The 25,570-nt window shown below is 59.9% G+C and carries 26 protein-coding genes; 12 read left to right on the top strand and 14 right to left on the bottom strand.

Annotation, left to right across the window (positions count from 1 at the left end; all coding sequences use genetic code 11):
• Positions 1-47: 47 nt before the first annotated feature.
• Positions 48-503 carry a GNAT family N-acetyltransferase gene (locus I6L46_RS13835; RefSeq protein WP_043849689.1) on the top strand — a complete coding sequence of 152 codons (456 nt, stop codon included), beginning with the start codon at positions 48-50 and terminating at the stop codon, positions 501-503.
• 284 nt (positions 504-787) lie between these two features.
• Here I6L46_RS13835 and srmB read toward each other — a convergent pair whose 3' ends face one another.
• Positions 788-2,011, bottom strand: a complete 1,224-nt coding sequence (srmB, locus tag I6L46_RS13830; RefSeq protein ID WP_005335816.1) for an ATP-dependent RNA helicase SrmB — start codon at positions 2,009-2,011, stop codon at positions 788-790.
• Positions 2,012-2,130: 119 nt separating this feature from the next.
• Between srmB and I6L46_RS13825 the strand changes: the two genes are divergently transcribed.
• From I6L46_RS13825 to brnQ (I6L46_RS13815), 3 genes are all read left to right on the top strand, one after another.
• Entirely contained in the window at positions 2,131-2,841 is a 711-nt protein-coding gene (locus I6L46_RS13825; RefSeq protein ID WP_139402735.1) for a tRNA1(Val) (adenine(37)-N6)-methyltransferase, read from the top strand.
• A gap of 191 nt (positions 2,842-3,032) precedes the next feature.
• Entirely contained in the window at positions 3,033-4,337 is a 1,305-nt protein-coding gene (brnQ, locus tag I6L46_RS13820) for a branched-chain amino acid transport system II carrier protein (RefSeq protein ID WP_202005785.1), read from the top strand.
• Positions 4,338-4,786: 449 nt separating this feature from the next.
• Positions 4,787-6,064 carry a branched-chain amino acid transport system II carrier protein gene (brnQ, locus tag I6L46_RS13815; RefSeq protein ID WP_254203163.1) on the top strand — a complete coding sequence of 426 codons (1,278 nt, stop codon included), beginning with the start codon at positions 4,787-4,789 and terminating at the stop codon, positions 6,062-6,064.
• Between the two features lie 61 nt (positions 6,065-6,125).
• Here the strand turns inward: brnQ (I6L46_RS13815) and I6L46_RS13810 are convergent, their stop codons facing one another.
• The 3 genes from I6L46_RS13810 to zur are packed head-to-tail and all read right to left on the bottom strand — an operon-like array spanning position 6,126 to position 7,270.
• Positions 6,126-6,356, bottom strand: coding sequence for a hypothetical protein (locus tag I6L46_RS13810; RefSeq protein WP_151287431.1), 231 nt, complete (start codon positions 6,354-6,356; stop codon positions 6,126-6,128).
• A gap of 4 nt (positions 6,357-6,360) precedes the next feature.
• On the bottom strand, positions 6,361-6,822 hold the full coding sequence (locus I6L46_RS13805) for a chemotaxis protein CheX (protein WP_005335807.1): 462 nt from the start codon (positions 6,820-6,822) through the stop codon (positions 6,361-6,363).
• Positions 6,812-7,270: a zinc uptake transcriptional repressor Zur gene (gene zur / locus I6L46_RS13800; RefSeq protein ID WP_074042686.1), complete on the bottom strand. Its 459-nt coding sequence runs from the start codon at positions 7,268-7,270 to the stop codon at positions 6,812-6,814. Before zur ends, I6L46_RS13805 begins: the two co-directional genes overlap by 11 nt.
• Before the next feature lie 137 nt (positions 7,271-7,407).
• Between zur and dusA the strand changes: the two genes are divergently transcribed.
• Entirely contained in the window at positions 7,408-8,394 is a 987-nt protein-coding gene (gene dusA, locus I6L46_RS13795) for a tRNA dihydrouridine(20/20a) synthase DusA (protein ID WP_204385036.1), read from the top strand.
• A gap of 69 nt (positions 8,395-8,463) precedes the next feature.
• Here the strand turns inward: dusA and I6L46_RS13790 are convergent, their stop codons facing one another.
• The 3 genes from I6L46_RS13790 to I6L46_RS13780 form a co-directional block, all read right to left on the bottom strand.
• Positions 8,464-10,023 carry a PAS domain-containing methyl-accepting chemotaxis protein gene (locus tag I6L46_RS13790; RefSeq protein WP_216975982.1) on the bottom strand — a complete coding sequence of 520 codons (1,560 nt, stop codon included), beginning with the start codon at positions 10,021-10,023 and terminating at the stop codon, positions 8,464-8,466.
• Between the two features lie 136 nt (positions 10,024-10,159).
• Positions 10,160-10,459 (bottom strand): hypothetical protein, encoded by a 300-nt coding sequence (locus I6L46_RS13785; protein WP_005335795.1) that lies wholly within the window; start codon positions 10,457-10,459, stop codon positions 10,160-10,162.
• 118 nt (positions 10,460-10,577) lie between these two features.
• The gene (locus I6L46_RS13780; RefSeq protein WP_216975980.1) at positions 10,578-12,182 is read right to left on the bottom strand and encodes an ABC transporter substrate-binding protein; all 1,605 of its coding nucleotides are present in this window, start codon (positions 12,180-12,182) and stop codon (positions 10,578-10,580) included.
• Between the two features lie 184 nt (positions 12,183-12,366).
• On the opposite strand from I6L46_RS13780, the gene I6L46_RS13775 reads away from it, so the two are divergent.
• A complete protein-coding gene (locus tag I6L46_RS13775) occupies positions 12,367-13,074 on the top strand; it encodes a ParB-like protein (protein WP_203118420.1) in 708 nt (235 codons plus the stop codon).
• Between the two features lie 94 nt (positions 13,075-13,168).
• On the opposite strand, the gene I6L46_RS13770 is transcribed toward I6L46_RS13775, so the two are convergent.
• On the bottom strand, positions 13,169-13,828 hold the full coding sequence (locus I6L46_RS13770; protein ID WP_216975978.1) for a CatB-related O-acetyltransferase: 660 nt from the start codon (positions 13,826-13,828) through the stop codon (positions 13,169-13,171).
• Between the two features lie 283 nt (positions 13,829-14,111).
• Between I6L46_RS13770 and I6L46_RS13765 the strand changes: the two genes are divergently transcribed.
• Entirely contained in the window at positions 14,112-14,540 is a 429-nt protein-coding gene (locus I6L46_RS13765) for a DUF2753 family protein (RefSeq protein ID WP_005335785.1), read from the top strand.
• A 17-nt stretch (positions 14,541-14,557) separates the two neighbouring features.
• Here the strand turns inward: I6L46_RS13765 and I6L46_RS13760 are convergent, their stop codons facing one another.
• Entirely contained in the window at positions 14,558-15,307 is a 750-nt protein-coding gene (locus tag I6L46_RS13760; protein WP_216975976.1) for an enoyl-CoA hydratase-related protein, read from the bottom strand.
• A gap of 90 nt (positions 15,308-15,397) precedes the next feature.
• Between I6L46_RS13760 and I6L46_RS13755 the strand changes: the two genes are divergently transcribed.
• From I6L46_RS13755 to I6L46_RS13745, 3 genes are all read left to right on the top strand, one after another.
• Positions 15,398-15,847, top strand: coding sequence for a copper chaperone PCu(A)C (locus I6L46_RS13755; RefSeq protein ID WP_058059691.1), 450 nt, complete (start codon positions 15,398-15,400; stop codon positions 15,845-15,847).
• Positions 15,848-15,942: 95 nt separating this feature from the next.
• Complete coding sequence (locus I6L46_RS13750; RefSeq protein WP_005354809.1) at positions 15,943-16,575, top strand: TIGR04219 family outer membrane beta-barrel protein; 633 nt, start codon at positions 15,943-15,945, stop codon at positions 16,573-16,575.
• A gap of 31 nt (positions 16,576-16,606) precedes the next feature.
• Positions 16,607-17,287 carry an SDR family oxidoreductase gene (locus tag I6L46_RS13745; RefSeq protein ID WP_042052437.1) on the top strand — a complete coding sequence of 227 codons (681 nt, stop codon included), beginning with the start codon at positions 16,607-16,609 and terminating at the stop codon, positions 17,285-17,287.
• Positions 17,288-17,377: 90 nt separating this feature from the next.
• On the opposite strand, the gene I6L46_RS13740 is transcribed toward I6L46_RS13745, so the two are convergent.
• Positions 17,378-19,102 (bottom strand): proline--tRNA ligase, encoded by a 1,725-nt coding sequence (locus I6L46_RS13740; protein ID WP_216975974.1) that lies wholly within the window; start codon positions 19,100-19,102, stop codon positions 17,378-17,380.
• Between the two features lie 274 nt (positions 19,103-19,376).
• Between I6L46_RS13740 and rlmD the strand changes: the two genes are divergently transcribed.
• Positions 19,377-20,729, top strand: a complete 1,353-nt coding sequence (gene rlmD, locus I6L46_RS13735; protein WP_204385043.1) for a 23S rRNA (uracil(1939)-C(5))-methyltransferase RlmD — start codon at positions 19,377-19,379, stop codon at positions 20,727-20,729.
• A gap of 80 nt (positions 20,730-20,809) precedes the next feature.
• Here rlmD and I6L46_RS13730 read toward each other — a convergent pair whose 3' ends face one another.
• Genes I6L46_RS13730 through I6L46_RS13720 form a run of 3 tightly spaced genes read right to left on the bottom strand, consistent with a single transcriptional unit; the run spans position 20,810 to position 24,286 of the window.
• Positions 20,810-21,376: a membrane integrity-associated transporter subunit PqiC gene (locus I6L46_RS13730; RefSeq protein WP_075116002.1), complete on the bottom strand. Its 567-nt coding sequence runs from the start codon at positions 21,374-21,376 to the stop codon at positions 20,810-20,812.
• Complete coding sequence (pqiB, locus tag I6L46_RS13725) at positions 21,373-23,022, bottom strand: intermembrane transport protein PqiB (RefSeq protein ID WP_005335774.1); 1,650 nt, start codon at positions 23,020-23,022, stop codon at positions 21,373-21,375. Before pqiB ends, I6L46_RS13730 begins: the two co-directional genes overlap by 4 nt.
• On the bottom strand, positions 23,015-24,286 hold the full coding sequence (locus I6L46_RS13720; protein ID WP_216975971.1) for a paraquat-inducible protein A: 1,272 nt from the start codon (positions 24,284-24,286) through the stop codon (positions 23,015-23,017). Before I6L46_RS13720 ends, pqiB begins: the two co-directional genes overlap by 8 nt.
• Positions 24,287-24,463: 177 nt before the next feature.
• On the opposite strand from I6L46_RS13720, the gene hfq reads away from it, so the two are divergent.
• Positions 24,464-24,823 (top strand): RNA chaperone Hfq, encoded by a 360-nt coding sequence (gene hfq, locus I6L46_RS13715; RefSeq protein WP_216975969.1) that lies wholly within the window; start codon positions 24,464-24,466, stop codon positions 24,821-24,823.
• Between the two features lie 132 nt (positions 24,824-24,955).
• On the opposite strand, the gene I6L46_RS13710 is transcribed toward hfq, so the two are convergent.
• A complete protein-coding gene (locus I6L46_RS13710) occupies positions 24,956-25,546 on the bottom strand; it encodes an HAD family phosphatase (protein ID WP_005335771.1) in 591 nt (196 codons plus the stop codon).
• Positions 25,547-25,570 lie beyond the last annotated feature (24 nt).

The raw sequence follows: 25,570 nt of genomic DNA, 5'->3' as shown, positions 1-25,570 counted from the left end.
CTGGCGCCACGATTATGCTGGCAGGCCGAACTGATAAGGAGTTGCCGATGAACTGGATCCTGAAACCCTGGTCTGAACTGACCACTGACGAGTTGTATGAGTTGCTGGCGCTGCGGGCCGAGGTGTTCGTGGTGGAGCAGACCTGCCCCTTTCAGGATCTGGATGGGCTCGATCGCCGCGAAGGGGTCTGGCACCTGCTCGGCTATCAGGGCGATCTGCTGGCCGCCTATGCGCGGATCATGGCGCCCGGTATCGGCGACGAGAGTGGCGCCGCCATCGGCCGGGTGGTGACCTCACCCAAGGCGCGCGGCGGTGGTCTCGGTCACCAGCTGATCGGCGAGGCGGTCAAAGCGTGCGAGGCGCGCTGGCCGACCCACAGCATCTGGCTGGGGGCGCAGGCCCATCTGCAAGGCTTCTACGGTCAGCACGGTTTTGTGGCCGAGGGAGAGGGATATGTCGAGGACGATATCCCCCATATCGGCATGCGCAAGACGGTGGCCTGACAGGCCGGCAGCATTCGCGTGATTCATTGCCCGGATCGGGCGATGGCCCGACAGGGGGTCTGACGGGCAAATTGATGCCCTGATGATCGGATGAGGTTCACTATAAGTTTTGGTTAGGGCATTTAGCTAAAACCCATAAATTAAATTTATAGTGAGCCGTTCTGGCTGCAAATAGCCCTGCAACGGCGGTGGCGAGCCCGGAGCAATACAGCTCCGATTGGCCAGATAGACAGAATGCAGAAGGGCCATCCCGCGGGATGGCCCTTCTCTTTATCGCCAGGCGATCACTTCTTCTTTTTCTTCTTGGCGGACTTCTTCTTGTCGACCGGCTTTTTCTTCTTCACCGGTACCCGCGCTTCCTTGTGTTTCGGGCGCAGCTCGTCGATCACCCGACGCTTGAGGCGCTCTTCGGTGTAGCGCTCGATCTTGGCGACCATCGCCATGTCGTGGGCTTCTACCAGGCTGATGGCGCAGCCACGGTTGCCGGCGCGGCCGGTACGACCGATCCGGTGGACGTAAACGTCGGCGCCGTAGGGCATGTCGTAGTTGATGACATGGCTGACGTTCGGCAGGTCGATGCCGCGGGCGGCGACGTCGGTGGCGATCAGGAAGGGCACTTCCCCTTCGTGGAACTTGCGGATCGACTCGATACGCTTGCTCTGCTCCATCTCGCCACGGATCCAGGCGCAGGAGATACCTGCCGCCTGTAGCTGGCCGGAGAGCTCCGCCAGACGCTCGCGGGTCTTGACGAAGATGATGGCTTTCTGAGTTTCAGGATCTTTCAGGATATGGGTCAGCAGCGCCAGCTTGTGGGCGGCGTCATCGGCCAGATGGATCCACTGGGTAATGGGGCGACGTTCGCTGCGGGGCGGCTCGGCGTGCAGCTCCACCGGATCCTTGAGGATTTCGTTGGCGAACTTCTCAAGGCCGGCCCCTTCCAGGGTGGCGGAGAAGAGCATGGTGTGCTTGCGGTAGCGCGCCTCTTCCACGATGCGGTTCACATCCTTGATAAAGCCCATGTCCAGCATGCGGTCCGCTTCATCCAGCACCAGCACTTCGATGTCGTGGCTCTCGAACTCCTCTTTCTCGATGTACTCGAGCAGACGGCCCGGGGTGGCGACCACGATGTCGGTGGTCTTGGTCAGAGCAGGCAACTGCTCTTCATGGCTGACGCCGCCGATGATGGTCTCGATGCTGAGGTTGGTGTGAGCCGCCAGCGCCTTGGCGTGTGCGGTCACCTGCAGCGCCAGCTCGCGGGTCGGGGTCAGGATCAGCATGCGGCAGGGGCCCGGCTTGCGGCGCGGGAAGTCCAGCAGGTGCTGGAGTGCCGGCAGCAGGAAAGAGGCGGTCTTGCCGGTACCGGTCGGTGCGGATGCCAGAATATCGCGGCCGTCCAGGGCTGGCTCCAGCACCATCTGCTGGATGGTGGTGGGGCGGGTGAATCCCATCTCGGCCAAGGCCCGGTTGAGGGCTGGGTGCAGGTCGAAATCATCAAAGGACTGGCTCATGGCAATACTCGGTCATTAAGGAAACGGCAGATTATAGGCGATTATCTCGTCGGCTCCTATTGGTGAGTGTGTCTTAGCCGCTATAATCGCCCACCATTTTTGCAGATGACGGGGGCCAGATGGGACGTAGTCGCGGATTTACCTTCAAACAGTTCCATATCAATCACGATCGCTGCGCCATGAAGGTGGGCACCGATGGCATTTTGCTCGGTGCCTGGGCGCCGGTCGAACAGGCGCGACGAGTGCTCGATATCGGCACCGGCAGCGGCCTGATCGCCCTGATGCTGGCCCAACGCAGCAGATCTGACTGCCGTCTTGATGCGGTCGAGCTGGATATTAATGCGGCCAGTCAGGCGCGGGAGAATGCGGCTGCTTCTCCCTGGGCCGATCGGGTAACCGTCATAGAGAGTGCCATTCAGGATTATCAGGCCGCCCCTTACGATCTTGTCGTCTCCAACCCTCCTTATTTCGTGGCAGGCCAGTCATTTAGCGATCCGGCGCGGGCGTTGGCCCGCCATACCGGTGCCCTCGACAGCCCCGCATTACTGGCGGCCTGCGATCGTTTGCTGAGCCCGAACGGGCAGGTGGCGCTGGTGCTGCCGACGGCGATGGCCGATGAAATTTTATGCATTTCGGCGAATTATGATCTGCATGGCATTTGTTATACAGCTGTTATCACCAGAGAGGGTAAAGAGGCAAATCGTGTTTTATTGCTACTTGGCAGAGGATTAAACAGGTGTGAGAGGGGTGAAATTGTGATCCATTCTGCTGATGGGGCCTATTCCGACAGATATATCCAACTGACCAACCCCTTCTATTTGAAGATGTAAATTTTGTCTTGAACTATTTTTTCACGCCATTATGCTGGTTCCAGATCGAGCGCCCGCTCCAGACCAGCTAAAACCACTGGTTGCGATGAAAAAACATGCGGGGCTCTTTTTTTATACCCCCTGAACACACCCGGTCAGCGACCGATAAAAACTATAACAAGCAATAATTTACAAGACAGACGAGGTTGAACTTGACGAAATCACTCACATTGTCCGATGTACTCGGATTAGGGTTTATGACCTTCGCCTTCTATCTGGGCGCCGGTAACATCATTTTCCCGCCGTTGGCCGGTTACATGGCTGGTGAGCACCTCTCCCTGGCGATGTTTGGCTTCCTGGTCACTGCCGTGGGCCTGCCTCTGGTGACCATTCTGGCCGTGGCGAAAGCCGGTAACGGCTGGGCTGGCATGACCAAGCTGCTGCCTGCCGGTGTCGCGACTGCGCTGGCCGTTGCCATCTATATCATCATAGGTCCGGCCTTTGCCGCGCCCCGTACCGGTCTGGTTGCCTACGAGATGGGCCTCAAGCCGTTCATCGGTGACATGGGGCAAGCGGGTCTGGCTGTCTATACCGTGATCTTCTTTGGTGTGGCCATTCTGGTCTCCATGAACCAGGGCAAGCTGATGGACGCCATCGGCAAATACCTGACTCCGGTACTGATGCTGCTGCTGCTGACTCTGGCGATCGGTGTATTCGTAGCACCGCAAGGCTCCATGCCGGATGCGTCCGGTGACTATCAGAACAGCCCCTTCGTCAAAGGGATCCTGGAAGGCTACAACACCATGGACACCCTGGCGTCCCTGATGTTTGGTGCCCTGATCGTCGACCTGCTGCGCCAGAAAGGCATCAACGATTACAAGAGCCAGTTCAAGTATCTGGCCATTGCCGGCCTCATCTCTGCCGTTGGTCTGAGCGTGGTGTACGTCTCCCTGTTCCAGCTGGGTAATACTGCAGCCGGCGTTGCGACCGATGTCAGCAACGGTGGCGCCATCGTCAACGCCTACGTACTGAGCCTGTTTGGTCAGCCGGGTCAGTTCATTCTGGCGGCTATCATCACTCTGGCTTGCTTTACCACTGCCGTGGGCCTGATCTCTGCCTGCTCTGATTTCTTCCACAATCTGACCGGCATGGCTTACAAGAAGCTGGTGGTGTTGCTGGGCGTTATCTGTGCCGTGGTGGCCAACGTGGGCCTGAGCCAGTTGATCAGCCTCTCCATTCCGGTGCTGGTTGCCATCTATCCGGTTGCTGTGGCGCTGGTACTGGTCACCTTCCTGAAGGGTTATTTCGGCCGTCCCCGTCTGGTGTTCCGTGGGGTGTTGATGGTTGCCTTCCTGTTCGGTTGCCTGGATGGTCTGGGTGCTGCCGGTATGAAGATGGATGCGTTTGCCTTCCTGCCGCTGTTCGACAAGGGCCTCGCCTGGCTGATGCCGACCCTGCTGGCCTGCGTAGTTGGCGTGATGGTGCGTCCGACCGAGATGGCTGCCGAAGCTGCCTGATCACACCCGATCTGATATTGCCAAGAGCCTGCCCCGTGCAGGCTCTTTTGTTTTCTGTGAGCCTAGCTTCTCGCCTCGCTTTGCTGCCGTAATTGTCACCGTACGCAGATAGCATCTGAGCCGTCGTATCTTGCCGCTATAACCGGTTTCCCTCTTCTTGCCTCCAATACGCCACGTGTGACACCTGTTTATGGAGCGCCGAGTTGTTCGGCGATTAATTCCACAGCGGTAAATTGTTTCAAGATATTAATTGGTGATTGAGATCGAACTCCTCTTCTTTATGCTAAAGGTGGTGCGCCTCATCCGGTCCGCGGGCCGTGTGGGGGCGAGAGGTATTGTTACCGGTTATCTGCCAGGCAGTGGGTGCAATCAATAACAAGCTGATAAGGCAGATGAGGTTGAGTTTGACGAAATCATTGAAGTTGTCCGACGTATTCGGATTGGGGTTTATGACGTTTGCCTTCTATCTGGGGGCTGGCAATATCATTTTTCCGCCGCTGGCCGGTTTTATGGCTGGTGAGCATCTGTTGGCCGCCATGTGCGGCTTTTTGCTAACGGCAGTGGGCTTGCCGCTGATCACCCTGATTGCGGTGGCCAAGGGGAGTTCGGGGGGCGGCGCGAGTGGCTGGACCGGAATGACCCGCTATCTGCCCGCCGGGGGGGCGACGGCGCTGGCCATCGCCATCTATATCATCATGGGACCCGCCTTTGCCATTCCCCGCACCGGTCTGGTCGCCTACGAGATGGGGCTCAAGCCCTGGCTCGGCGATGTCGGTCATGAGGGGCTGCTGATCTACACCCTGAGTTTCTTTGCGCTGGTGATCCTGGTAGCGCTCGATCGGGGCAAGCTGCTCGATGCGGTCGGCAAGTATCTGACCCCAGCCCTGATGGCGATGCTGCTTATTCTGGCGGTCGGGGTCTTTATGACGCCGCAGGGCACCATGCCTGATGCCAGCGGTGAGTACATAGATGCAGCCCTGACCAAAGGAATGCTGGAGGGGTACAACACCATGGATACCCTGGCCTCCCTGATGTTTGGCGCCCTGATCATCGGGTTGCTGCGCCAGAAGGGGATCGAGGATTATCGCAGCCAGTTCAAATATCTGACCATCGCGGGGTTGATCTCGGCGGTCGGGCTGTCGGCTGTCTATATCTCGCTCTTTCATCTGGGCAACAGCGCCGGTGGGGTGGCGAGCGATATCAGCAACGGCGGCGCCATCGTCAATGCCTACGTCCTGAGTCTGTTTGGTCAACCGGGTCAGTTTATTCTGGCTGCCATCATCACCCTGGCCTGTTTTACCAGTGCGGTCGGCCTGCTCTGTGCCGGTGCCGACTACTTCCATGGCCTGACAGGTTGGGCCTATCGCAACTGGGTGATCCTGCTGGGGGCGCTCTGCGCACTGGTGGCCAATGTGGGGTTGAGCGAATTGATCGGCCTCTCCATCCCGGTGCTGGTGGCCATCTATCCGGTTGCCATCGCGCTGGTGCTGGTGACCTTCCTCAAGGGATGGTTTGCCCAGCCACGGCTGGCGTTTCGCGGCGTGCTGACGGTCGCCTTTCTGTTTGGTTGCCTCGATGGGCTGGGGGCTGCCGGGATGTCGATGGACGGCTTTGCCTTCCTGCCGCTGTTCGACAAGGGGCTTGCCTGGCTGCTGCCGACCCTGTTGGCCTGCATCGTCGGCATCTTGATGCGACCAAGCGGTAAGCTGGCTGCCGAAGCGGCTTGATTCAGAAACAACGAGATAGCAAAGAGGCCAGCTGCTGCTGGCCTCTTCTATTTCTGCCGGATCAGATTTGCGGGCCTGCCGGCTTGGGTTTGCCCTCCAGACCATACCAGTGGGTTTCTACCCGTCCGGCATGCCACTCGAAGGTGCCCCAGGGCTGCTTGGCTTCCCAGCGCGGGAAGTTGATGAGCACCCGGTTATCTTCGTACTTGTAGAGGGAGGTGCTGATCTGAATGTCCGACAGTATCAACAGCAGGGCCCAGCAGATGAAAATCCATTTCAATGCTTTCCACATAGGCTTACTCGAAGCAGATTTCGATAGTGGCGCGACCGAAATCCGATTCGAACGGCATCATGATCTTGGTGCCATCGGCACGGTGAGTAATGGTGTGGTTGGGACCGGAGACGATGATGGGGGTCGCCATGTCAAACTCGTAGCCCTTCTCGCCCAGCATCCGCTTGGCACCGCCGGTCACCATGTTGGTGATTTCACCGACCATGTCGGTCACCTCTTCGTTGATGTTGGCGGGCGCTTCCCCCAGCATGCGGCGCATGATCTCCAGCGCCAGCCCCTTCTCGAAGCTGATTGAGAGGGAGCCACGGGTCTGCGGGCCGACCATGCCGATCAGGCCGGAGACGTCACCGCGCGCCAGCTCATCCATCTTGCGTTTCGGTTTGCCCGGTTTAAGTTCCAGCTGTGCCATGGTCGAGAGCACATTGAGCAGGGATAGCAGGAACGGATTTACAAAATCAGCCTTCATGATGACTTCCTACAGTGGGCGTACAACGGGCACATTGGCCATGTGCCTCTATCGTCTTATTGGTAATAGTAAAACCATGCAAGTGGGCCTGCTCGGAAAACGCGCTATCGATCGCCGCATCGTGAAGCTCGACCACATCGCCACACTCGTCGCAGATCAGCAACTGCATCGGGTGAGCGTGATCGAAGTGGCAACAGAAGATAAACGCGTTGAGAGATTCCACCTTGTGAGCAAAGCCCTGTTCGAGCAAAAAATCGAGTGCCCGATAGACGGTTGGCGGCTTGGCATTGGCTTCGGTTTGTTGCAGCTGGGCCAACAAATCATAGGCGCTGATGGCGTTGCCGTGTGCCGCCAGCAGGCGAAATACCTGACGTCGGGTCGGGGTGAAGCGGATCCCTCGCTGTATACAGAGTCGCTCGGCTCGTTGTAAAAGTTGGTCTTGATTCATGATCGCGCAGATACCCTTTCTATTAGCCGGATACTATCACAGGGCCTCGCATGGCGCGGCGACAAAATTCATTTTCTGGGGCTGCTTCACGTTGTGATAAAATCCGCCCCTTTCTTTAGCCAACCCGGATGATTTTTATGCAGGCGCAGCGTTTTTCCATCGCCCCCATGCTGGACTGGACTGATCGGCATTGCCGTTACTTTCATCGACTGATGAGCCGCCAGACCTTGCTCTATACCGAAATGGTGACCACCGGTGCCATCATCCACGGCAAGGGGGATTATCTGGGTTACAGCGAGCAGGAGCACCCCATCTCCCTGCAGCTGGGTGGCAGCAATCCGGCTGATCTGGCGCGATGTGCCAAGCTGGCCGAGGAGCGCGGCTATGACGAGGTGAACATCAACGTCGGCTGCCCCTCCGATCGGGTGCAGAACGGTCGCTTTGGTGCCTGCCTGATGGGTGAGCCGGCGCTGGTGGCGGACTGCGTCAAGGCGATGCGCGATGTGGTCGATATTCCGGTGACGGTGAAGACTCGTATCGGTATCGACGATCAGGACTCCTACGAATTTCTGCAGGCATTCATCGAACAGGTGCGCGATGCCGGTTGCGACACCTTTATCGTCCATGCCCGCAAGGCGTGGCTGAGTGGCTTGAGCCCCAAGGAGAACCGCGAGATCCCGCCCCTCGATTATCCCCGCGTCTATCGGGTCAAGCAGGATTACCCGGATCTCACCATCGCCCTCAACGGCGGTGTCACCTCCATGGAGCAGACCCTCGAGCATCTGCAACATGTTGATGGCGTGATGATGGGGCGTGAAGCCTATCAGAACCCCTACATTCTGGCGCAGGTGGACAATCTGGTGTTCGGTCAGAACAACGCTGTGCCGAGCCGCCACGAGGTGGTGCGGATGATGCTGCCCTATATCGAACAGGAGCTGGCCAAGGGCAACTACCTCTCTCATATGACCCGCCATATGCTGGGTCTGTTCCAGAACATGCAGGGGGCCCGCGCCTGGCGCCGTCACCTGAGCGAGAATGCCTGCAAACCGGGAGCGGATATTCAGGTGGTGCTGGATGCCATGGCCAAGGTGCCGGAGTTTGCCGCCAGCGAGGCGGCCGAATAAGCCAGTTGTGCCAAGGCAAGAGCAGCCAAAAAGCGCGTCAGTTGACGCGCTTTTTTGATCGCTGTCGCTTCAATGTCTGAACTGGTTGATCAGCCGCGAGAGATCTTGCAGCCGCTCAACCAGCAGGGTGATGCCGTCGAGGGCCTGCCTGCTGTTGTCGGCGGTGTGGCTGGCTAGCTGGTGGATCTGGTGCACCCCTTCATCGAGCGTCGCCGTGACGTCGGCCTGCTGACTCACCGCCTGGGCGATCTCGTCGCTGGTGCGGGTTACCTGCCCCAGCATCCGGTTGATCTGGGTGAGCACGTCGGCGGTGGTGCCTGCGTGCTGCTGGCAGCGCACCGAAGTCTGTGCCCCTTGTGTCATCCCGTCCGACAGCTGTTGTGTAGTCTGTTGCAGCGCCTGGATCATCTCGTGGATCTCGCTGGTCGAGGCTCGGGTCTTCTGGGCCAGCGCCCTCACTTCATCCGCCACCACGGCAAAACCGCGCCCCTGTTCGCCCGCCCGGGCGGCCTCGATGGCCGCATTGAGAGCGAGTAGGTTAGTCTGGTCGGCGATTTGACTGATCACCTCCAGAATGCCGCTGATCTTCTGGCTGTCGCTGGTGAGCTGGGCCAGCACGGCGTGGTTGGCATCCAGCTCCTGATGGAGTTGGTTGACGGCAGATCGGGTGGTCGCCAATGCTTGCAGCCCCTCGTCGGATACCTGCTGTACCTCTATAACCAGATTGCTCGCCTCATGGGCACTGTGGGCCACATCCCGAATGGAGTGGCTCAGTTCGGTGATGGCGGTCGCCAGCTGCTCGCTGTGGGCGCGCTGCTGCTGCAGGTGGGTATCGATGGTCTGGATATTGCCCCGGTCATCTTCGGCTGCCTGCAGGATCTGCTGGTTGGTGTCGGCGCTGCGCCCGACCACGGCCTTGAGCTCGGCCTGCTTCATCCGCAGGGCCAGTTCGACGGCCGCCAGGGTATCGCGCCGTCGGGTGTAGAGCACCTGACAGAGGCGGGTTCCCTTGTCTTGATCGGCAAGGGTGAGCAGATGAGCCAGCCGTTGCTGCAATCGCCAGCCGTGGATTGCCTGTGCCAACAGCAACAAGGCGGTGGGCAGCAGCCATAACAGGTTGCCGGTGGCAAAGGTAGCAAGAGTGGTGAGCAGCGCAGAAACGGAGAGCCAGAGGGTCAGCTGACCCGGTTCAAGGTGAAACCGGCTTAGCCAGGGAAGTGCCTTGCCGCTGCGCAGCAGGCCATAGAGCTGCTCGGCCCAGGCCACATCGCTGGCGGCGGGTTTGGTGCGCACCGACTGGAACTCGACGATCTCCTTCTGCGCATTGAGGATCGGGGTGACGTAAGCGTTTACCCAATAGAACTGACCGCTTTTGGCGCGGTTCTTGACCAGCCCCATCCAGCTTTTGCCCTGTCGCAGCCGCTGCCACATGTCGGCGAAGGCCGCCTTGGGCATGTCGGGGTGTCGCACCAGATTGTGGGGCACCCCTTCCATTTCGGCCGCACCATACCCGGCCACATCACAGAAGTGCTGGTTGGCATAGGTAATATGACTGGCGGGATCCGTGGTCGAGATGAGTGCGATGTTGTCGGGGAAGTGTATCTCCCCCTCCTGATGGAGTCTGGTCATGTGTCGTTCCTGAAAAAGCCAAATAACTGATAAATATATTTTTATTGTCGTTCTCAGTTAATCATTCTAAGGCTCTTCAGTGACCCGAACTTGGCTTGGGTCAATTAATCAACACAATGAATTGATGAAGTGAGGGTCAGCTGGCCGGTGTGAAATCGTGAACTTCGCCGCTTCTCGGTTTAAAGCGCGGATCGCTATCTTTGTAGCTGCGCACCAGCTCCATCGTCTTGCAAAAGCTGGTCTGCTTGTCGTACTCCTGACGAGCCAACTCGATGGCCCGCTCGGCCCGGCGCCGTTCCATCTTGTCAGACTTGCGATCGCTGAACTGTTGCTGCTGATGCAGCATCCAGCCGACAAACTCTTGCTGGCATTGGGATTCACTGTTGGCCTGCGCAGGCAGGGTCCACAACAACGAGAGCAGTATCAAATAACGCATGTCTGACTGGGTATTGAAGATTAATTGAACAGAAGGGGCGGCATTTTAGGCTGGAAATCGAGGTGTGAACAGTATCAATAGCGAGGCCCAGCGGGGCCTCGTATCGTTGTGGCTGGTGTCAGTGTTTGACGAGGTACAGCTGGCGGCTGTAGGCCACATCTTCCGGGTTGTTGATGGGGTAGCCCTTGAGCCATGGCTTGATGAGTCGGGCATTGGTGTACTGGTAGATGGGGGCTATAGGGGCCTGATCCAGCAGGATCGCTTCCGCCTCGCCAAACAGCTTGCTGCGGCTGGCGGCATCCTGAGTGCTGGCCGCCTCTGCCAGCAGCTGGTCATAACGGGCATTGGCAAAGCCTGCCATATTGCCGCTGTGACGAGAGCCCCACAGGCCGAGGAACGCTGACGGGTCGTTGTAATCTGCGACCCAGGAGGAGCGGATCACCTCGAACTGACCACTCTGGCGGCTGTCGAGATAGGTTTTCCACTCCTGATTGGTCAGCTCGACCTCGGCGCCCAGCTTCTGCTTCCACATGCTGGCGATGGCCAGCGCCATCTTCTTGTGAATTTCCGCGGTGTTGTAGAGCAGGGTCAACTTGAGCGGCTTGTCCGGGCCGTAACCGGCCTCCTTGAGCAGGGCCTTGGCCTTGCTGTCCAGTTCCGGCTGGCTGCTGGTGGAGAGCAGGTTGGCGGTTGGGGTGAAGCTGGCGGTCACATCCGGAGTGAAGTGATAAGCCGGTTTCTCGCCGGTACCGAGCACCTTGTCGGCGATCAGGGCGCGGTCGATGGTGTAGGAGAGCGCCTTGCGCACCCGCACATCGTTCAGTGGTGCCTGACGGGTATTGAAGGCGTAGTAGTAGGTGCCGAGCTGATCCGGGGTGTAGACCTCATTCGGGATCTGCTGCTTCAGCTTGTCGTACTGCTCCTTGGGGAAGGATTCGGTGATATGCAGATCGCCCGCCAGATAGCGGTTGGTGGCCGCGCTCTCCTGATTGATCGGCATGAAGATCACCTTGGTCAATACGGTATGGGCCCGATCCCAGTAATAAGGGTTGGGGGTCAGCTCCAGCTTCTCGTTGACCACCCGGTTGTTCAGCACAAAGGCACCGTTGCCCACCAGTTTACCGGGCTGGGTCCACTGGTTGCCGTACTGCTCGATGCTGGCCTGATGGAGCGGCGACAGGCTGGGGTGGCTCAGCAGGTTCAGGAAGTAGGGCACCGGCTGGGAGAGGGTCACCTGCAGGGTGTGGTCATCGAGGGCCTTGACCCCCAGCTCGCTGGCAGGCAATTTGCCAGCGACTATCTCGTCCACCTTGTCGAAACGGGCCAGTTGGGCAAACCAGGCGAAGGTGGCCGCCTCTTTCGGGTCGACCAGCTTGCGCCAGCCGTAGACGAAGTCGCCTGCCTTGACCGGATCGCCGTTGGACCAGCGCGCATCCGGGCGCAGATGGAAGGTAAAGAACTGGTTGCCCTTGTTTGCCCAGCTGGCCGCCACCCCGGCAACCGGTTTGCCATCCGGCCCCTGGGTCAGCAGCCCCTCGAACAGATCCCGCAGTACCTGCAACTCCGGCAGGCCGACCAGCTTGAGCGGGCTCAGGCTCGCAGGTTCATCCTTGAGGTGGCGAACGACAATCTGCTCGGCGGCGAGTTGTGTTCCGGCGGGAATATCGGCAGCCTGGACAGCAGCACAGCCCAGCAGGGCCAGCAAGGGGGTCCATCCTTTCATGGGTCGGATCCTTCAAATAGTGTGAAGCGGGGAGAAAACTCGGCGAGAAAATATCGCCGACAGATGGGAAATCATGATATCCCGTTTGCTGGTCTGACCGCCAGCATTCGACTCTCACTCCCAATCGGGGTAGAAGAGCGTTCCCGGCGTCTGTGCAGTTCAATGTGGTGAGGAGTGTCAAACGATGAAAGCATGGTTATTGCTGGCCTGTGTGTTGAGCCAGGGTGCCTGGGCGTTGGCCCCGTGCCAGAGCGACACGGCGGTGGGCAATTGGTGCGAGATCGGCATCGATGCCTTGCACCCGACTCAGGGGGGCGTCGGCCAGATCCAGGTCGATGAGACCCAGGCCACATTGGCGGGCATGAGCGCAAAGCAGCTCGACAAGTTGATGAAAAAGAAAGATATCCCCGTGGTGATTGCGCCGGATGGCAGCTACTGGCTGGTGGACAGGCACCATCTCACCAAGGCGTTGTGGCAGCAGGGCGTCAAGGATGCCCGGGTCAAGGTGATTGGCCGCCTGCAGGACAAAGCCAACTTCTGGAGCCAGATGCAGAACAACCATTGGGCCTGGCTCAAGGATGAGAAGGGGCAACCGCTGACCCCGGAGCAGTTGCCGACCAGCATCGACAAGCTGCCTGATTACCCCTATCGCACCCTCGCCGGACTGCTGCAGAATGCGGGCTACTTTCGCAAGGACAAACAGGTCTATTTCGTCGAGTTTGCCTGGGCCAGCTGGCTCGGCAAGCAGATGCAGTGGATGCCGGTGGACAGCGCCAATCTGGCGGCCCGCCTGCAACAGGCCAAACGGCTCGCCTGCGGCAGCGATGCCAAGGATCTACCCGGTTATCCCGGCAAGCAGTGCAGCCTCAACCAGTCCAAAAGCGCGCAGTGAGTGGATGTGCGATGACGGCGTCCAGAGCATGCCGGAGATAACAGAGGGCGACCCTGGGGTCGCCCTTCTGCTGTCAGCTACTGGTTAGCGGTGGTCACTCATGGCGCTCCGCCCAGCGGGCAGCCGCCTGTTCAAGCAGGGCGACGTCACCTTGCTGGATCAGCGGTAGCAGATCGTTGACCTGTTGATCCGGCCAATCCCACCAGGCGAGGGCCTGTAGCCGGGCTATCTCCTCCTCGCCAAAGCGCATTCGCAGCATCCTGGCCGGGGTGCCCGCCACCATGGCATAGGGCGGCACATCTTGATTGACCAGCGAGCGGGCGGCGATGATGGCGCCGTCGCCGATGGTGACGCCGGGCATGATCATCGCCTCCATGCCGATCCAGACATCGTTGCCGATGCGGGTATCGCCTGCGGGGCGGTAGCTGCGCTTGAGCGCCTCCAGATCAGCAAACGGATAGGTGCTGATGAAGGCAGTGTTGTGGGTGTGGTTGCCCCCCATGATGATCTTTACCCCGGCGGCAATTTGCACATAGTCGCCGATATGGAGCCGGTCGATATGCCAGAGCGGCTCCCAGCCGGTTTCCGGGCTGCGGCTGAAGGGATCGCCATGGAGGTAGCGCACCGCCACCTCTTCGAAGGGGCCATCCCAGGCACCCGAGTAGTAGCTGTGCTGCCCCTTGAGGCAGATATTGGGATTGGTCACCGTCAGGTGCAGGTATTCGACCTGCGACCAGTGTTGGCAGGTGTTCATGCTGGTACTCCTTTGCTGAATGGATCGGATGGGTTGCGTTCGCGTGAGCGAAGCTAATAGATCCAGACCAGCATGCGGGGCACGCAGAGCAGGGAGCAGCCCAGCATCTGCGGGAGGCGTGGTCGCATTGTGGGGCTCCAAAGAAGGGGAGAAGGGCGCGATCATAAGGTCGGGCGCCGGGTTTGCCAAGGTTGCGCAGAGATCCTGCACTAACCCTCTGGTTGATATTTATTCTCAATTAGCCATGATAACACTCCCACCATGACGGACTCGGGAGAGCGAGATGACACCGCAAAGTTGGCAACGATACATGCTGGAGGCGGAGCGTGCCTGGCAGGCCGGTTCGCTAGGGGCGGCGATCTGCTTTTATCAGCAGGCGCTGGGGGATGTTTACGAGATGACCCAGGTCGAGTTGACCGAACTGGCCACCATGCGAGTCGCCACCTGCCACCGGCTGGCCGACTTCTGGCGGGCGATGGATGAGCCGACTTACGAGCTGCGCTACCTGAAGCTCGCCTCCGAGCTGGTGACGGCGCTGGTGCCACAATGCCCCAACCGGGAGTGCGAGGCACTGATCAGCGAGTTGGGTTGCTGTCGTGGAGCCCTGCTCGCCTTTCTCAAGCGCCACCCGAATCCGGAAATTGCCCGGCTGATCCAGCTGCAGGACAAGGTACAGGGCTGCGAGCTGATCGGCCGTTTTCGCCTCAACTGAACGGATGTGGGCGCGGCTCAGCCCCGCCGTTTGAGTTTCTGGGCGATCCGCTGCTGCGCCTCTTCCCCTTGCAGTGCCTGGGCGAAGGCGCGCGCCTCTAGATCGATGACAAAGTGCACCGCCTGTTTGAGCTCCTGTTTCAGCAGCGCCTTGCTCTTTTGCAGCGCTCTGGGCGGCTTGGCCGCCAGCTTCAGCCCCTGCTCGCGGGCAAAGGCGAGCAAGAGATCTGCCGCCACCACCTTGTTGGCGAGCCCGAGCCGTAGCGCCTCCTCGGCATCCATCGCCTCGGCCAGCAGCAACAGCTCCGCCGCCTTGAGGTGCCCCACCAGACGCGGCAGCAGCAGGCTGGAGGCAAACTCCGGCACCAGCCCCAGCTCGACGAAGGGGAGCTGCAAGCGGGCGTTATCCCCCAGATAGACCAGATCGCAGTGCAGCAAAATGGTGGTGCCAATCCCCACCGCCGGGCCTGCAACGGCGGCGATCACGGGTTTGGGGAAGTCGGCAAGGGTGTGGAGGAACTGCAGGATGGGGTCGTCGGGCTCCAGAGAGCTCTTGCCCATAAAGTCGGCCAGATCATTGCCCGCGGTAAAGCAATCCTGCTGCCCCTGCAACAACAGGACATGCACCTCCTCATCGGCTGCCGCCTCTCGCAGCGCTGCCACCAGTTGCTTATAGAGCTCGGTATTGAGAGCGTTGCGCTTGTCGGGGCGGTTGAGGGTCAGGGTGAGCAAGCCATCCTGCTGCTCGGCAATGAGAATGGGGGCCATGTCTAAATCCTTGTTATTGAAAGGTGCAAAAAAGGTTGCTGCTGGGGTAACCTTGGCGCCGTTTAACAACATCATAAAAGGATTTCAACCATGTTTAAACGTGCGTTTTATTCTCTGCTGGTTCTGGGTATGACGGCGCCTGCACTGGCCAAGGTCGAGGCTGTCGACGGCTATGTGCGGCTGTTGCCGCCGGGCTCCCCCAACACTGCCGCCTTTATGGTGCTCAAGAATGACGCCGACCAGCCGGTCAAGCTGGTGGCGGCGGCTTCTGCTGCGGCCGGGCGTGCCGAGCTGCACACTCACCTGCACGAAAATGGCGTGATGAAGATGCGTCAGGTCGAGAATATCGAGATCCCGGCCAAGGGCGAAGCGGTGCTGAAACCGGGCAGCTTGCACATCATGCTGTTCGAGGTGGGTACGCTCTCCGAGCAGACTCCTTTCCCGCTCACCCTCACCATGGATGATGGTCAGAAGCTGGAGCTGTCACTGCCGGTGAAGCCGATTGAGCCGATGGCAGAGATGAAGCATATGAAGCACTGACATTTGTCGTCGTTTGTTCAGGATTGACGCTGGGTATTTTGGCTGCACCGAGTAAAATAGTGCTCTTTTCCATGTATGCAAGAGGAAGTGACGTAATGAAAAAGACGCTGATTGCCGGTTTTGTGCTGGCTCTGTGCAGCCAGAGTGCCATGGCCGCTGACGACTGGCGTTTTGCCGCCGGTGCCGACGTATGGGCCGCCAAGGGCAGTGGTCAGGCTTATGGCACCAGTGCTGATGGCAGCTATGACGACAGCTACAACTGGAACGGCTATCTGCAACTGGAACACGGCATCATCTTCCTGCCGAACGCCAAGTTTGAAGTCTCCGATTTCAGCACCTCCGGCGGCAACTTCAAAAACGATCTGACTGCCTACGATCTGAGCCTCTACTACCGTCTGTTCAACAACGATCTGTTCAAGATCGATCTGGGTATGACCGGTCGTCACTACGATGGTGAGCAGGTCTACTTCGGTCGCAAGGGTTATGACGAAGATACCCTGATGGCCTATGCCGGCAGCGAAGTGAAGATCCCGGGCACCGGCATCGCCTTCTTCGGCGATCTGCGCACTCACGATGCGGACAACTATGACTACCGTCTGGGTGGTTCCTACAAGTTCTCTTCCATGCCGATCAAGCTGCGTGCCGGCTGGCGTGAAGCCAAGGTCGACTTCGCCAATATCGACCAGTCTGTCGATGGCTGGTTCATGGGCGGCGAATTCACCTTCTAATCTGCCCGTCAGCTGACGGCGAGGAGCAATCATGGGTCACATCATAGTGACAGGTGCCGGTTCTGGTCTCGGCCGTGCCCTGACCATCGGATTGGTTGAGCGGGGCCATCAGGTCTCCATGATGGGGCGCCGTTATCAGCGACTGCAGGAGCAGGAACAACTGCTCGGCAGCGCGGTGATCGGCATCGCGGCCGATCTGGCGCACCATGAAGAGGTCGACGTTGCCTTCGCCGCTGCGGTGGAGTGGGGCGGGCAGCCCGACATGGTGATCCACTGCGCCGGGGTGGGCGAGTTTGGCCCGGTCGGTGTCTACACCGCCGAGCAGATCCGCCGGGTGGTGGAGAGCAATCTCATCTCCACCATTCTGGTGGCCCAGCAGACGGTGCGGCTTATCGGGGAGAAAGGCGGAGTGCTGGCCAATGTGCTCTCCTCCGCTGCGCAGGTGGGCAAGGCCAACGAGAGTCTCTACTGCGCCTCCAAATGGGGGATGCGCGGCTTTCTGGAGTCACTGCGCGCCGAGCTGAAAGGCTCGCCACTGCGGCTGGTCAACCTCTACCCGAGCGGGATCCGCAGCGAATTCTGGGATAACTCGGATCACGTGGACCCGAGCGGTTTCATGACCCCGGAAGATGCGGCGGCCTATATGCTCGACGCACTGGAAGCCAGAAGCAGCTGCCACGTGACTGACCTCTTTATCGGTCGCAATCCCTGAGGCAACCCTTCATCCGGTTGCCGTCGTCAGCACACAGAAACAAAAAGCGCGCCAAATGGCGCGCTTTTTTATATCGGGAAGAGGGCGGAATTAACGGCCCAGCTTGGCCTTGAGCATGGCGATGATGTCGCTGATGGCCACTTCCTGCTTCTCGCCGGTGCGGCGGCACTTGTACTCCACCACGCCGTTGTCCAGACCGCGATCGCCGATGACGATGGCGTGCGGGATGCCCAGCAGCTCCATGTCGGCAAACATCACGCCCGGGCGCTCTTTACGGTCGTCGAACAGCACGTCCACACCGGCTGTTTTCAGCTCGGCGTAGAACTGTTGTGCCTGCTCGGCCACGCGCTCGGATTTGTGCATGTTCATCGGCACGATGGCCACTTCGAACGGGGCGATGGCGTCCGGCCAGATGATGCCGTACTGGTCGTTGTTCTGCTCGATGGCGGCAGCCACCAGACGGGAAACCCCGATACCGTAGCAACCCATCTCCATGGTGACGGACTTGCCAGCTTCGTTCAGCACGCTCGCCTTCATCGCTTCGGAGTACTTGGTACCCAGCTGGAAGATGTGGCCCACTTCGATGCCGCGCTTGAGCAGCAGCTTGCCCTGGCCGCACGGGCTCGGGTCGCCTTCCACCACGTTGCGCAGGTCGGCAACTTCGTAAGAAGTGATGTCGCGATCCCAGTTGGCACCGGTCAGGTGGAAGCCGGTTTCGTTGGCGCCGCAGACGAAGTCCGCCAGATGGGCAGCGCTGCGATCGACGATGATGCGACCGGCAAAGCCGACCGGGCCGATGGAACCTGCGTCGCAACCGGCGGCAGCTTTGATCTGCTCGTCGTTGGCGAAGGTCAGCGGGTTAGCCACGCCAGCCAGTTTCTCAGCCTTGATTTCGTTCAGCTCGTGGTCGCCACGCAGTACCAGCGCAATAACGGCCTGCTTGCCGTGCTCATCTTCCTCTGCCAGTACCAGCAGGGTCTTGGCGATGGCGGTCGGTGCAACGTTCAGGAAAGCGGCTACTTCGTCGATGGTGTGAACGTTCGGGGTGGCAACCTTGGTCAGGGCTGCGGTGGCGGCAGCGCGCTCACCAGCCGGCGCCAGCGCTTCGGCCATCTCGATGTTGGCGGCGTAATCGGAGCTGTCGGAGAAGGCGATCAAGTCTTCACCGCTCTCGGCCAGTACCTGGAATTCGTGGGAACCGGTACCACCGATGGAGCCGGTATCGGCCTGCACCGGACGGAAGTTCAGACCCATGCGGGTGAACGCCTTGCAGTAGGCGGCGTGCATCTTCTCGTAGGTATCGACCAGAGACTCTTTGTCGATGTGGAAGGAGTAGGCATCCTTCATCAGGAATTCGCGGCCGCGCATCACGCCGAAACGGGGGCGCACTTCGTCGCGGAACTTGGTCTGGATCTGGTAGAGGTTGAGCGGCAGCTGCTTGTAGCTGTTCACTTCGTAACGTACCAGCGCAGTGATCACCTCTTCGTGGGTCGGGCCCAGCACGAAGGGACGGTTGTGACGGTCGGTCAGACGGCACAGCTCGGGACCGTAGTCATCCCAGCGGCCGGACTCCTGCCACAGCTCGGCGGGTTGTACCACCGGCATGGAGACTTCGACGGCACCAGCATTGTTCATCTCTTCGCGAACAATGTTCTCGATTTTCTTCAGTACCCGCAGACCGGTTGGCAACCAGGCATACATGCCGGAGGCCAGTTTACGGATCATCCCGGCGCGCAGCATCAGCTGGTGGCTGACAACTTCAGCGTCGGAGGGGGTTTCCTTGAGAGTGGAAAGCAGATATTGGCTGGTACGCATCGCGGTAGACCTTAGCTAGAACGGGCGCGGGGCCCAGGATAATTTCAAGGGCGGAATTTTAACAGGCTGGGCGTTATGGCCCAAGGGCTAAATTTGCCGCAACCCGAAAGGTGGCCACGCCCGGCAGATGGCCAGGAGTAATGACCATTGCAACAAGCAGGCTTTTTATGCCTGCAATTTGGCCGGATCTCCGCTAAACTCTGCCACCTTTTCTCGATGGGCATGGCTCTGCCGCGTTCATCACCCCCCATTTTTAGTACTTTTGGAGCCGCTCATGCCGTTAGTGGGACATCAACACCAGATCGAGATCCTGGAACTGACCGACAAAGGAGATGGCAAAGGACGCCTGTTCGATCGCCCCCTGTTTGTCGAAGGTCTGCTGCCCGGTGAGCAGGCGCTGGTGGAGTTGACCGAGGTCAAGCCGAACTATCTGCACGGCAAGGTTGCCGAGCTGCTCCAACCTTCTGCAGATCGGGTTGCCGATTTCTGCCCCAACACCGAGTGCGGTGGCTGTCAGGTGCGCCCGCTGGCCTATCCGGCCCAGCTCAAGCTCAAGCAGGCACTGGTGCAGAGCGCACTGGAGCAGGCTGGGCTGGGTGATACTCCGGTCAAGGATATCCTTGGCATGGAGAGCCCGTTCGCCTATCGCAACAAGGCGCAATATGCGGTGCGTGGCTGTGACGCCGGTGCCGAGATCGGTTTTTATCGCAAGCACTCCCACGATCTCATCACCGCCGATGACTGTGCGGTGCAGGATCCGCTGCACGTGGAGCTCAACGCCCGGGTGCGCAACTGGATGCGCGCGCACGACATCGCCGCCTATGACGAAGTAAACCACAGCGGCTGTGTGCGTAACCTGATGACCCGCAAGGGCTTCAAGAGCGGCGAACTGATGGTGGTGCTGGTCACTTTGGGTGAGGTGCTGCCGTTCGAAGCCGAACTGTTGGCAGCTCTGAGCGATCTGCCGGTCACAACCTTGGTGCAGAACATCAACGATGAGCGCACCAACCGCATTCTGGGCGCGACCAACCGGGTGCTGCTCGGCGAAGGGGTGATCCGCGACAAGATCCACGAACTCGAGTTCGAGATCTCGCCGCTCTCCTTCTTCCAGAACAACCCGACCCAGACCGATGTGCTCTACTCCAGCGCCCTCGAGTATGCCGAGCTGACCGGTAACGAGACAGTGTTCGACATCTATTGCGGTATCGGCACCATCTCCCTGTTCCTGGCTGGCAAGGCCGCCAAGGTCGTCGGGATCGAGTCGGTGGAGAGCGCCATCAGCGATGCCCGCCGCAACGCCGCCCTCAACGGCATCGAGCACACCGAATTCCACGTTGGCAAGGCCGAGCAGCTGATGCCCGAGCTGCACGCCCAGGGCGTGACAGCTGACGTGGTGGTAATGGATCCGCCCCGCAAAGGCTGTGACAAGGCGGTGCTGCAGACCCTGGTCGCTATGGCGCCCCGCCGTCTGGTCTATGTCTCCTGCAACCCGCAGACCCTGGCCCGCGACCTTGCCTGGCTGGTCAAACAGGGCTTCGTGCTGGACGAAGTGCAGCCGGTCGATATGTTCCCGCACTCCATGCATGTGGAAGCGGTTGCCCGCCTGAGCCTGCCAGCCAAGGCATAAGTCGCCCCCGACTCTTGCCCATAAAAAAACGACGCCAGCTGGCGTCGTTTTTTCTATCTGATGCTCGCAGGTTGATGTGCTCAACCCTGCTTGCGCACCTCGGCGGCGATCTGGTCGAGCAGCTGTTGCCAGCCCTGACCCAGCTCGTTCACCAGTGCGTTGTAGCCATCGGCCGGCAGCACCCGCTCCTGACGGAAGGGGGCATCGCGCAGCACGGTGCCATCTTCCGCCAGCAGGCGCCAGCGGCCGCTCAGCACGGCGCTGCCGTCATGACGGCCCTGAAAGCGCTCCACCAGAATGGTCAGCACCGGCCCCTTGCGGGCGCCATCCTGCCGTACCACCCAGCCCGGCAGGCGGGTGGAGAGGCCATTGAGGGTGAGCTGGTTGAGTTGATCGTCCAGCGCACCGGCCCAGCGATGGTACTCGGTGAAGTGCAGCTCTTGCCCTTCCAGCTGATAGACCAGACTGATCCGGTCGAGCTGGCTGGCCAGCGCCACCGGGCGCAGCACCAGCTGGTGCTGCGGTTGGGCCGGGGCCGTTACGGGTTGCTGGCTGTCGGCATCGAGCGAATAGTAGTGCAGGCTTGGCTGGCTGCTGCAACCCGCCAGCAGGCCCAGCAGGGCCAGCGTCAGGATCTCTTTTTTCATTGTTTGCCTCGCTTGGGCTCAGGGTCCGATGGATGCGCGCGATCGAAGATCAGCGAGCTGGGCTGCTCGTTGAGGGAGTGCACCAGCGGCTGCAGTTCGCGCATCAACTGATTGAGGGTCTGCACCGACTGGCGCAGGTCCTGATTGGTCTGCGACTGGGCATCATAGGCCTGCAAGGTCTCCTGCAACTGCTTGAGGCTCTCGTTGAGCGAGGCGGGCAGCTGCTGGGTGGAATCCTTGGCAGTGAGCTTGTTCAGGTTGGCGCTGACTGCACTGATGTTCTTCAGGGTGCCATCCAGGGTGGTGAGTGACCCGTTGACCTTGGTCAGGGTGGTTGCCATGTCCATGTCGACAAACTTGTCGAGGATGAGGTTCACCTTGCGCTCGATCTGATCCAGCCCGCCCTGAACGGTGGGGAATACCTGATAACCGGCCAGCTTGGCCTGCTCGAAACGTGGCGCGTCCGGATAGAAGTTGAGGTCGATGATCTTGCCGCCGGTCAGCAGGCTTGAGGTCTTGAGGCTGGCACGCAACCCCTCCTTGAACTGCTTGCCGAACAGGGCACGCCACTGATCCTTCTCCGCCTTGGCATAGCGGTGGGAGAGGCGCTGTACCTCGATGCGAGCCAGCACCGGGATCTGGCGGCTCTTGAAGATCTGCACGCCCTTGTCCTCGATGAGGTAGGGGGCGGAGATGACGGTACCGACCCGAATGCCGCGATACTGCACCGCCGCGCCCGGGTGCAGGCCACCCACGTTGTCATCGAACAGGAAGACGTAGTCGATGAACTGATCCAGACTACCGGCCAGCACGCTCGCCTCATCTTGGAACAGGGTGAACCCTTCCATCTGTTTGACCGGTTCGCCAGGCGCCCAGCCGGGTGGCAGACCCATGGTAATGCCGCCATCGATCAGGCTCTCCAGCGAATCCATCTTCACCTTCATCCCCTCGCTGCTCATGGAGACCTCGAAGCCCGGGGTCATCCAGAAGCGGGAGTTGCTGCTCACCAGAATGTCATAGGGGGCGTGGATGAAGATTTGATACTGCATCTCGCTCTTCTCGGGCAGGAACTTCGCCTCTTCCACCTGACCTATGGTGAAGCCCTGATAGTTGATGGGGGAGCCTTCCCCGAGCGCGCGGGTGTCGCGACTGCTGAGGGTGAGACGCAGCCCCTTGGCATCGAGGGAGGCGAGCGGCGGTTTGTCGAGCATGGCGTATTCGTCCCGCGCCCGACCTTTCTTGCCGGGGGCGAGCTCGATATAGGCGCCGGAGAGCAGGGTGCTCAGACCCGATACCCCTTCACGGCCCACTCTGGGCTTGACCACCCAGAACTGGCTGTCACCGCGCAGCATGCCGGAGGCAGCATTGGTCAGCCGTCCTTTCAGCACCGCATGGCTATAGTCATCGCTCAGCTCGACGGCCTCGATGCGGCCGACGTCCACTTCGCGGGAGCGGATCACCGTCTTGCCAGCGACTATGCCCTCGGCAGTGGCGACTGTCAGGGTGAAACTGGGGCCCTGGGAGTACCAGTGCTGGAACAGCATCCAGAGACCGATGAACAGCGCCAGCAGGGGCACCATCCAGATTGCGGCGGCAGAGCTCAGAAAGTCAGAGCCCGGTTTCCACCTTTTTTTACGCTCACTCACGTTCGCGTTCTCCTTGTTGTAAATCCCAGATCAGGCGGGAGTCGAAACTCATGGCGGCGACCATGGTGATCAGTACCACACCTGCAAATGCGACGGCCGCAGGGCCGGGGTAGATGGTCATCAGATTGTCGAGCCGGATCAGGCCCGCCAGAATGGCCACCACGAAGACGTCGATCATCGACCAGCGTCCGACAAATTCGGTCATGCGATAGAGTTTGAGCTTGCCGAGGGGGGAGGTGACATTGCCGCGCTGCACCATATAGCAAAGCCAGAATAGCGCCAGTATTTTCACCAGCGGCACCACCACGCTGGCGAAAAAGATCACCGCCGCTATGGGGTAGGAGCCCATAGCCCAGAGCAGCACCACACCGCCGAGGATGGTGGAGGGGCTGTCATCACCGAGAAACACCGTATCCATGATGGGATAGACGTTGGCCGGAATGTAGAGAATGGCGGAGGTAAACAGCAGCGCCCAGGTACGGTTCAGGCCGCCCGGCTTGCGCGCATGCAGCTTGCCGCCGCAGCGGGAGCAGCTGTGGCTATCCACCTCGCTCAGAGCGCCACAGATGTGGCAGCCCACCAGACCGGACTCCAGCGCGCCCGCTTCCGGGTCGATCTCCCGCGCCTCGGTCGGGCCGAACAGCCGCTGCCACAGCCACATCTGATCCAGCGAGGAGATCATCTTGATGAGCAGCACGGTGTAACCGACGAAAGCCCAGAATGACAGCCCCATCTTGATGTCGGCCATCCCCATCAGCTTGACCAGCGAGATGAGCACCCCCACCAGAAAGACATCCACCATCAGCCAGGGTTTGATCCGGCAGAGCAGACGGCCGAGGGAGCGCAGGGCATTGCTGTGCAGATCTTTATCGACCCGCCACAGCACCAGCATGATGGAGCCCATATAAACCAGCGGCAGGCCGATCAGGGTCAGGCTCAGTACCGCGCCGAGAAACAGATAGCCCTCATCCACCAGGGTGGTGATGCTCTGCAAAAAGGTCATCTCCTGGCCCACCCCTTTGGCCGAGAAGGACATAAAGGTAAAGGCATTGGCGAGCACGAACATGATGAGTGCCGCGAACCCGTAGGAGATCGGCCGCAACTCCTGCTGTGGCAGGTGGCGACTCAAGGTGTGTCCGCAACGGGGGCAGCAGCTGGCCTGTCCCACCTCGAGCGGTGTGGCCGGTATCAGCAGGTCACACTCTTCGCAGGCAGTGGCATCATGGACATAGGTGGTGTGGTGTTGGTGTGAAACCGGATGCAAGATAAAACCCCAGATAAGGCCCGTGGTAGAGCCAGAGCTGGCGATTATCGCAGTTGTGCTGGTCAGCGACCAGCCCCCGGAGGGCGCTATTGCTGGCGGGAGTGAGAATGACTTTGACAAGCTAGTGCCCATTTAGCACAATCAAACGCCACTTTTTTTTCCGCGGGACAATAATTTATGACAACTGAATCCCCCAGCTACTCCACGATTGAGCAAGCCTTCTCCCTCGGGAACGGGCAAGATTCTGCCCTCAACTGGTTGCGCAAGAACCGCAGTCAGGTCGCTATTTTTCTGGTGAGCGGCATCAAGCTGGAAGGCACCATCAGCGGGTTCGACCAGTACAGCGTGCTGCTGACCGATGCTCATGGTAACCAGCAGCTGGTCTACAAGGCCAAGATCTCCACCATCGCCATGCACACCGGCCGCCCGCAGGTGAATATCCAGCGTGCTCGCAAGCCACGTGTCTCCATGGCGCCGCGCTCCCACGGTGCGCCGGGTCGTTATGACGACAATCAGGGCGGCGGCAACAACGAGTAATCGTCTGCCCCGCACTCCCCGTTGATGCGCCCTGCGTCAGCGGCTGACGGAACCTGCTCTCATTTTCATTCATGTCCCGTATGAGAGCCGGTTCCGGTTATCGCCCCTTGCAGGGCGATATTTTTTTCCGCACTACGCCGTTATGCCGACTGGTTGACCCTCTTTGACCATGCAGGTCTGCATACCCGCTGCTTCTCCGGCCTGTACCCCGATACCGGTATCTTCAAACACCAGACAGCCTGATGGCTCGACCCCCAGCTTGCTGGCGACCAGCAGGAAGGTGTCCGGATTGGGCTTGTGCAGCTCCACATCGTCTGCGGTGACCACCACTGAGAAGTAGCGATCCAGCCCGGTGTTGCGCAGCACCGCTTCGGCGTTGACGCGGGGCGAGCCGGTGCCGATCCCCATCGGGATGACGCCATGATAGCGCTCGACCAGCGCCTGCATGGCGGGAAAGACGGTCGCCTTGTGCAGGTTGGCCACATAGTGGGCGGTCTTGCAGCGGGTGACTTCGAGCGGATCAAGGGGGATCTGCTGCTCCTGTGCCACCAGCAGGGCTATCTTGCGGCTCGGCATGCCACCCAGCTCATAGAACCAGTCGGCGTCGAAGTGAAAGCCAAACTCGCGGGCGGTATGTTCCCAGGCGGCGAGGTGCAGCGGCATTGAGTCGACCAGGGTGCCATCAAGGTCAAAGACCAGGCCTTGGAATCCGGAAAGGGTCATGGTGCGGGTCAGTCTCTGAAAAAA

Origin of the sequence: Aeromonas sp. FDAARGOS 1416, from assembly GCF_019048085.1 — a bacterium.
Classification (GTDB): Bacteria; Pseudomonadota; Gammaproteobacteria; order Enterobacterales; family Aeromonadaceae; genus Aeromonas; species Aeromonas veronii.
The sequence above is the reverse complement of the archived record's forward strand: the minus strand, read 5'-3'. Positions and strand labels throughout refer to the sequence as shown.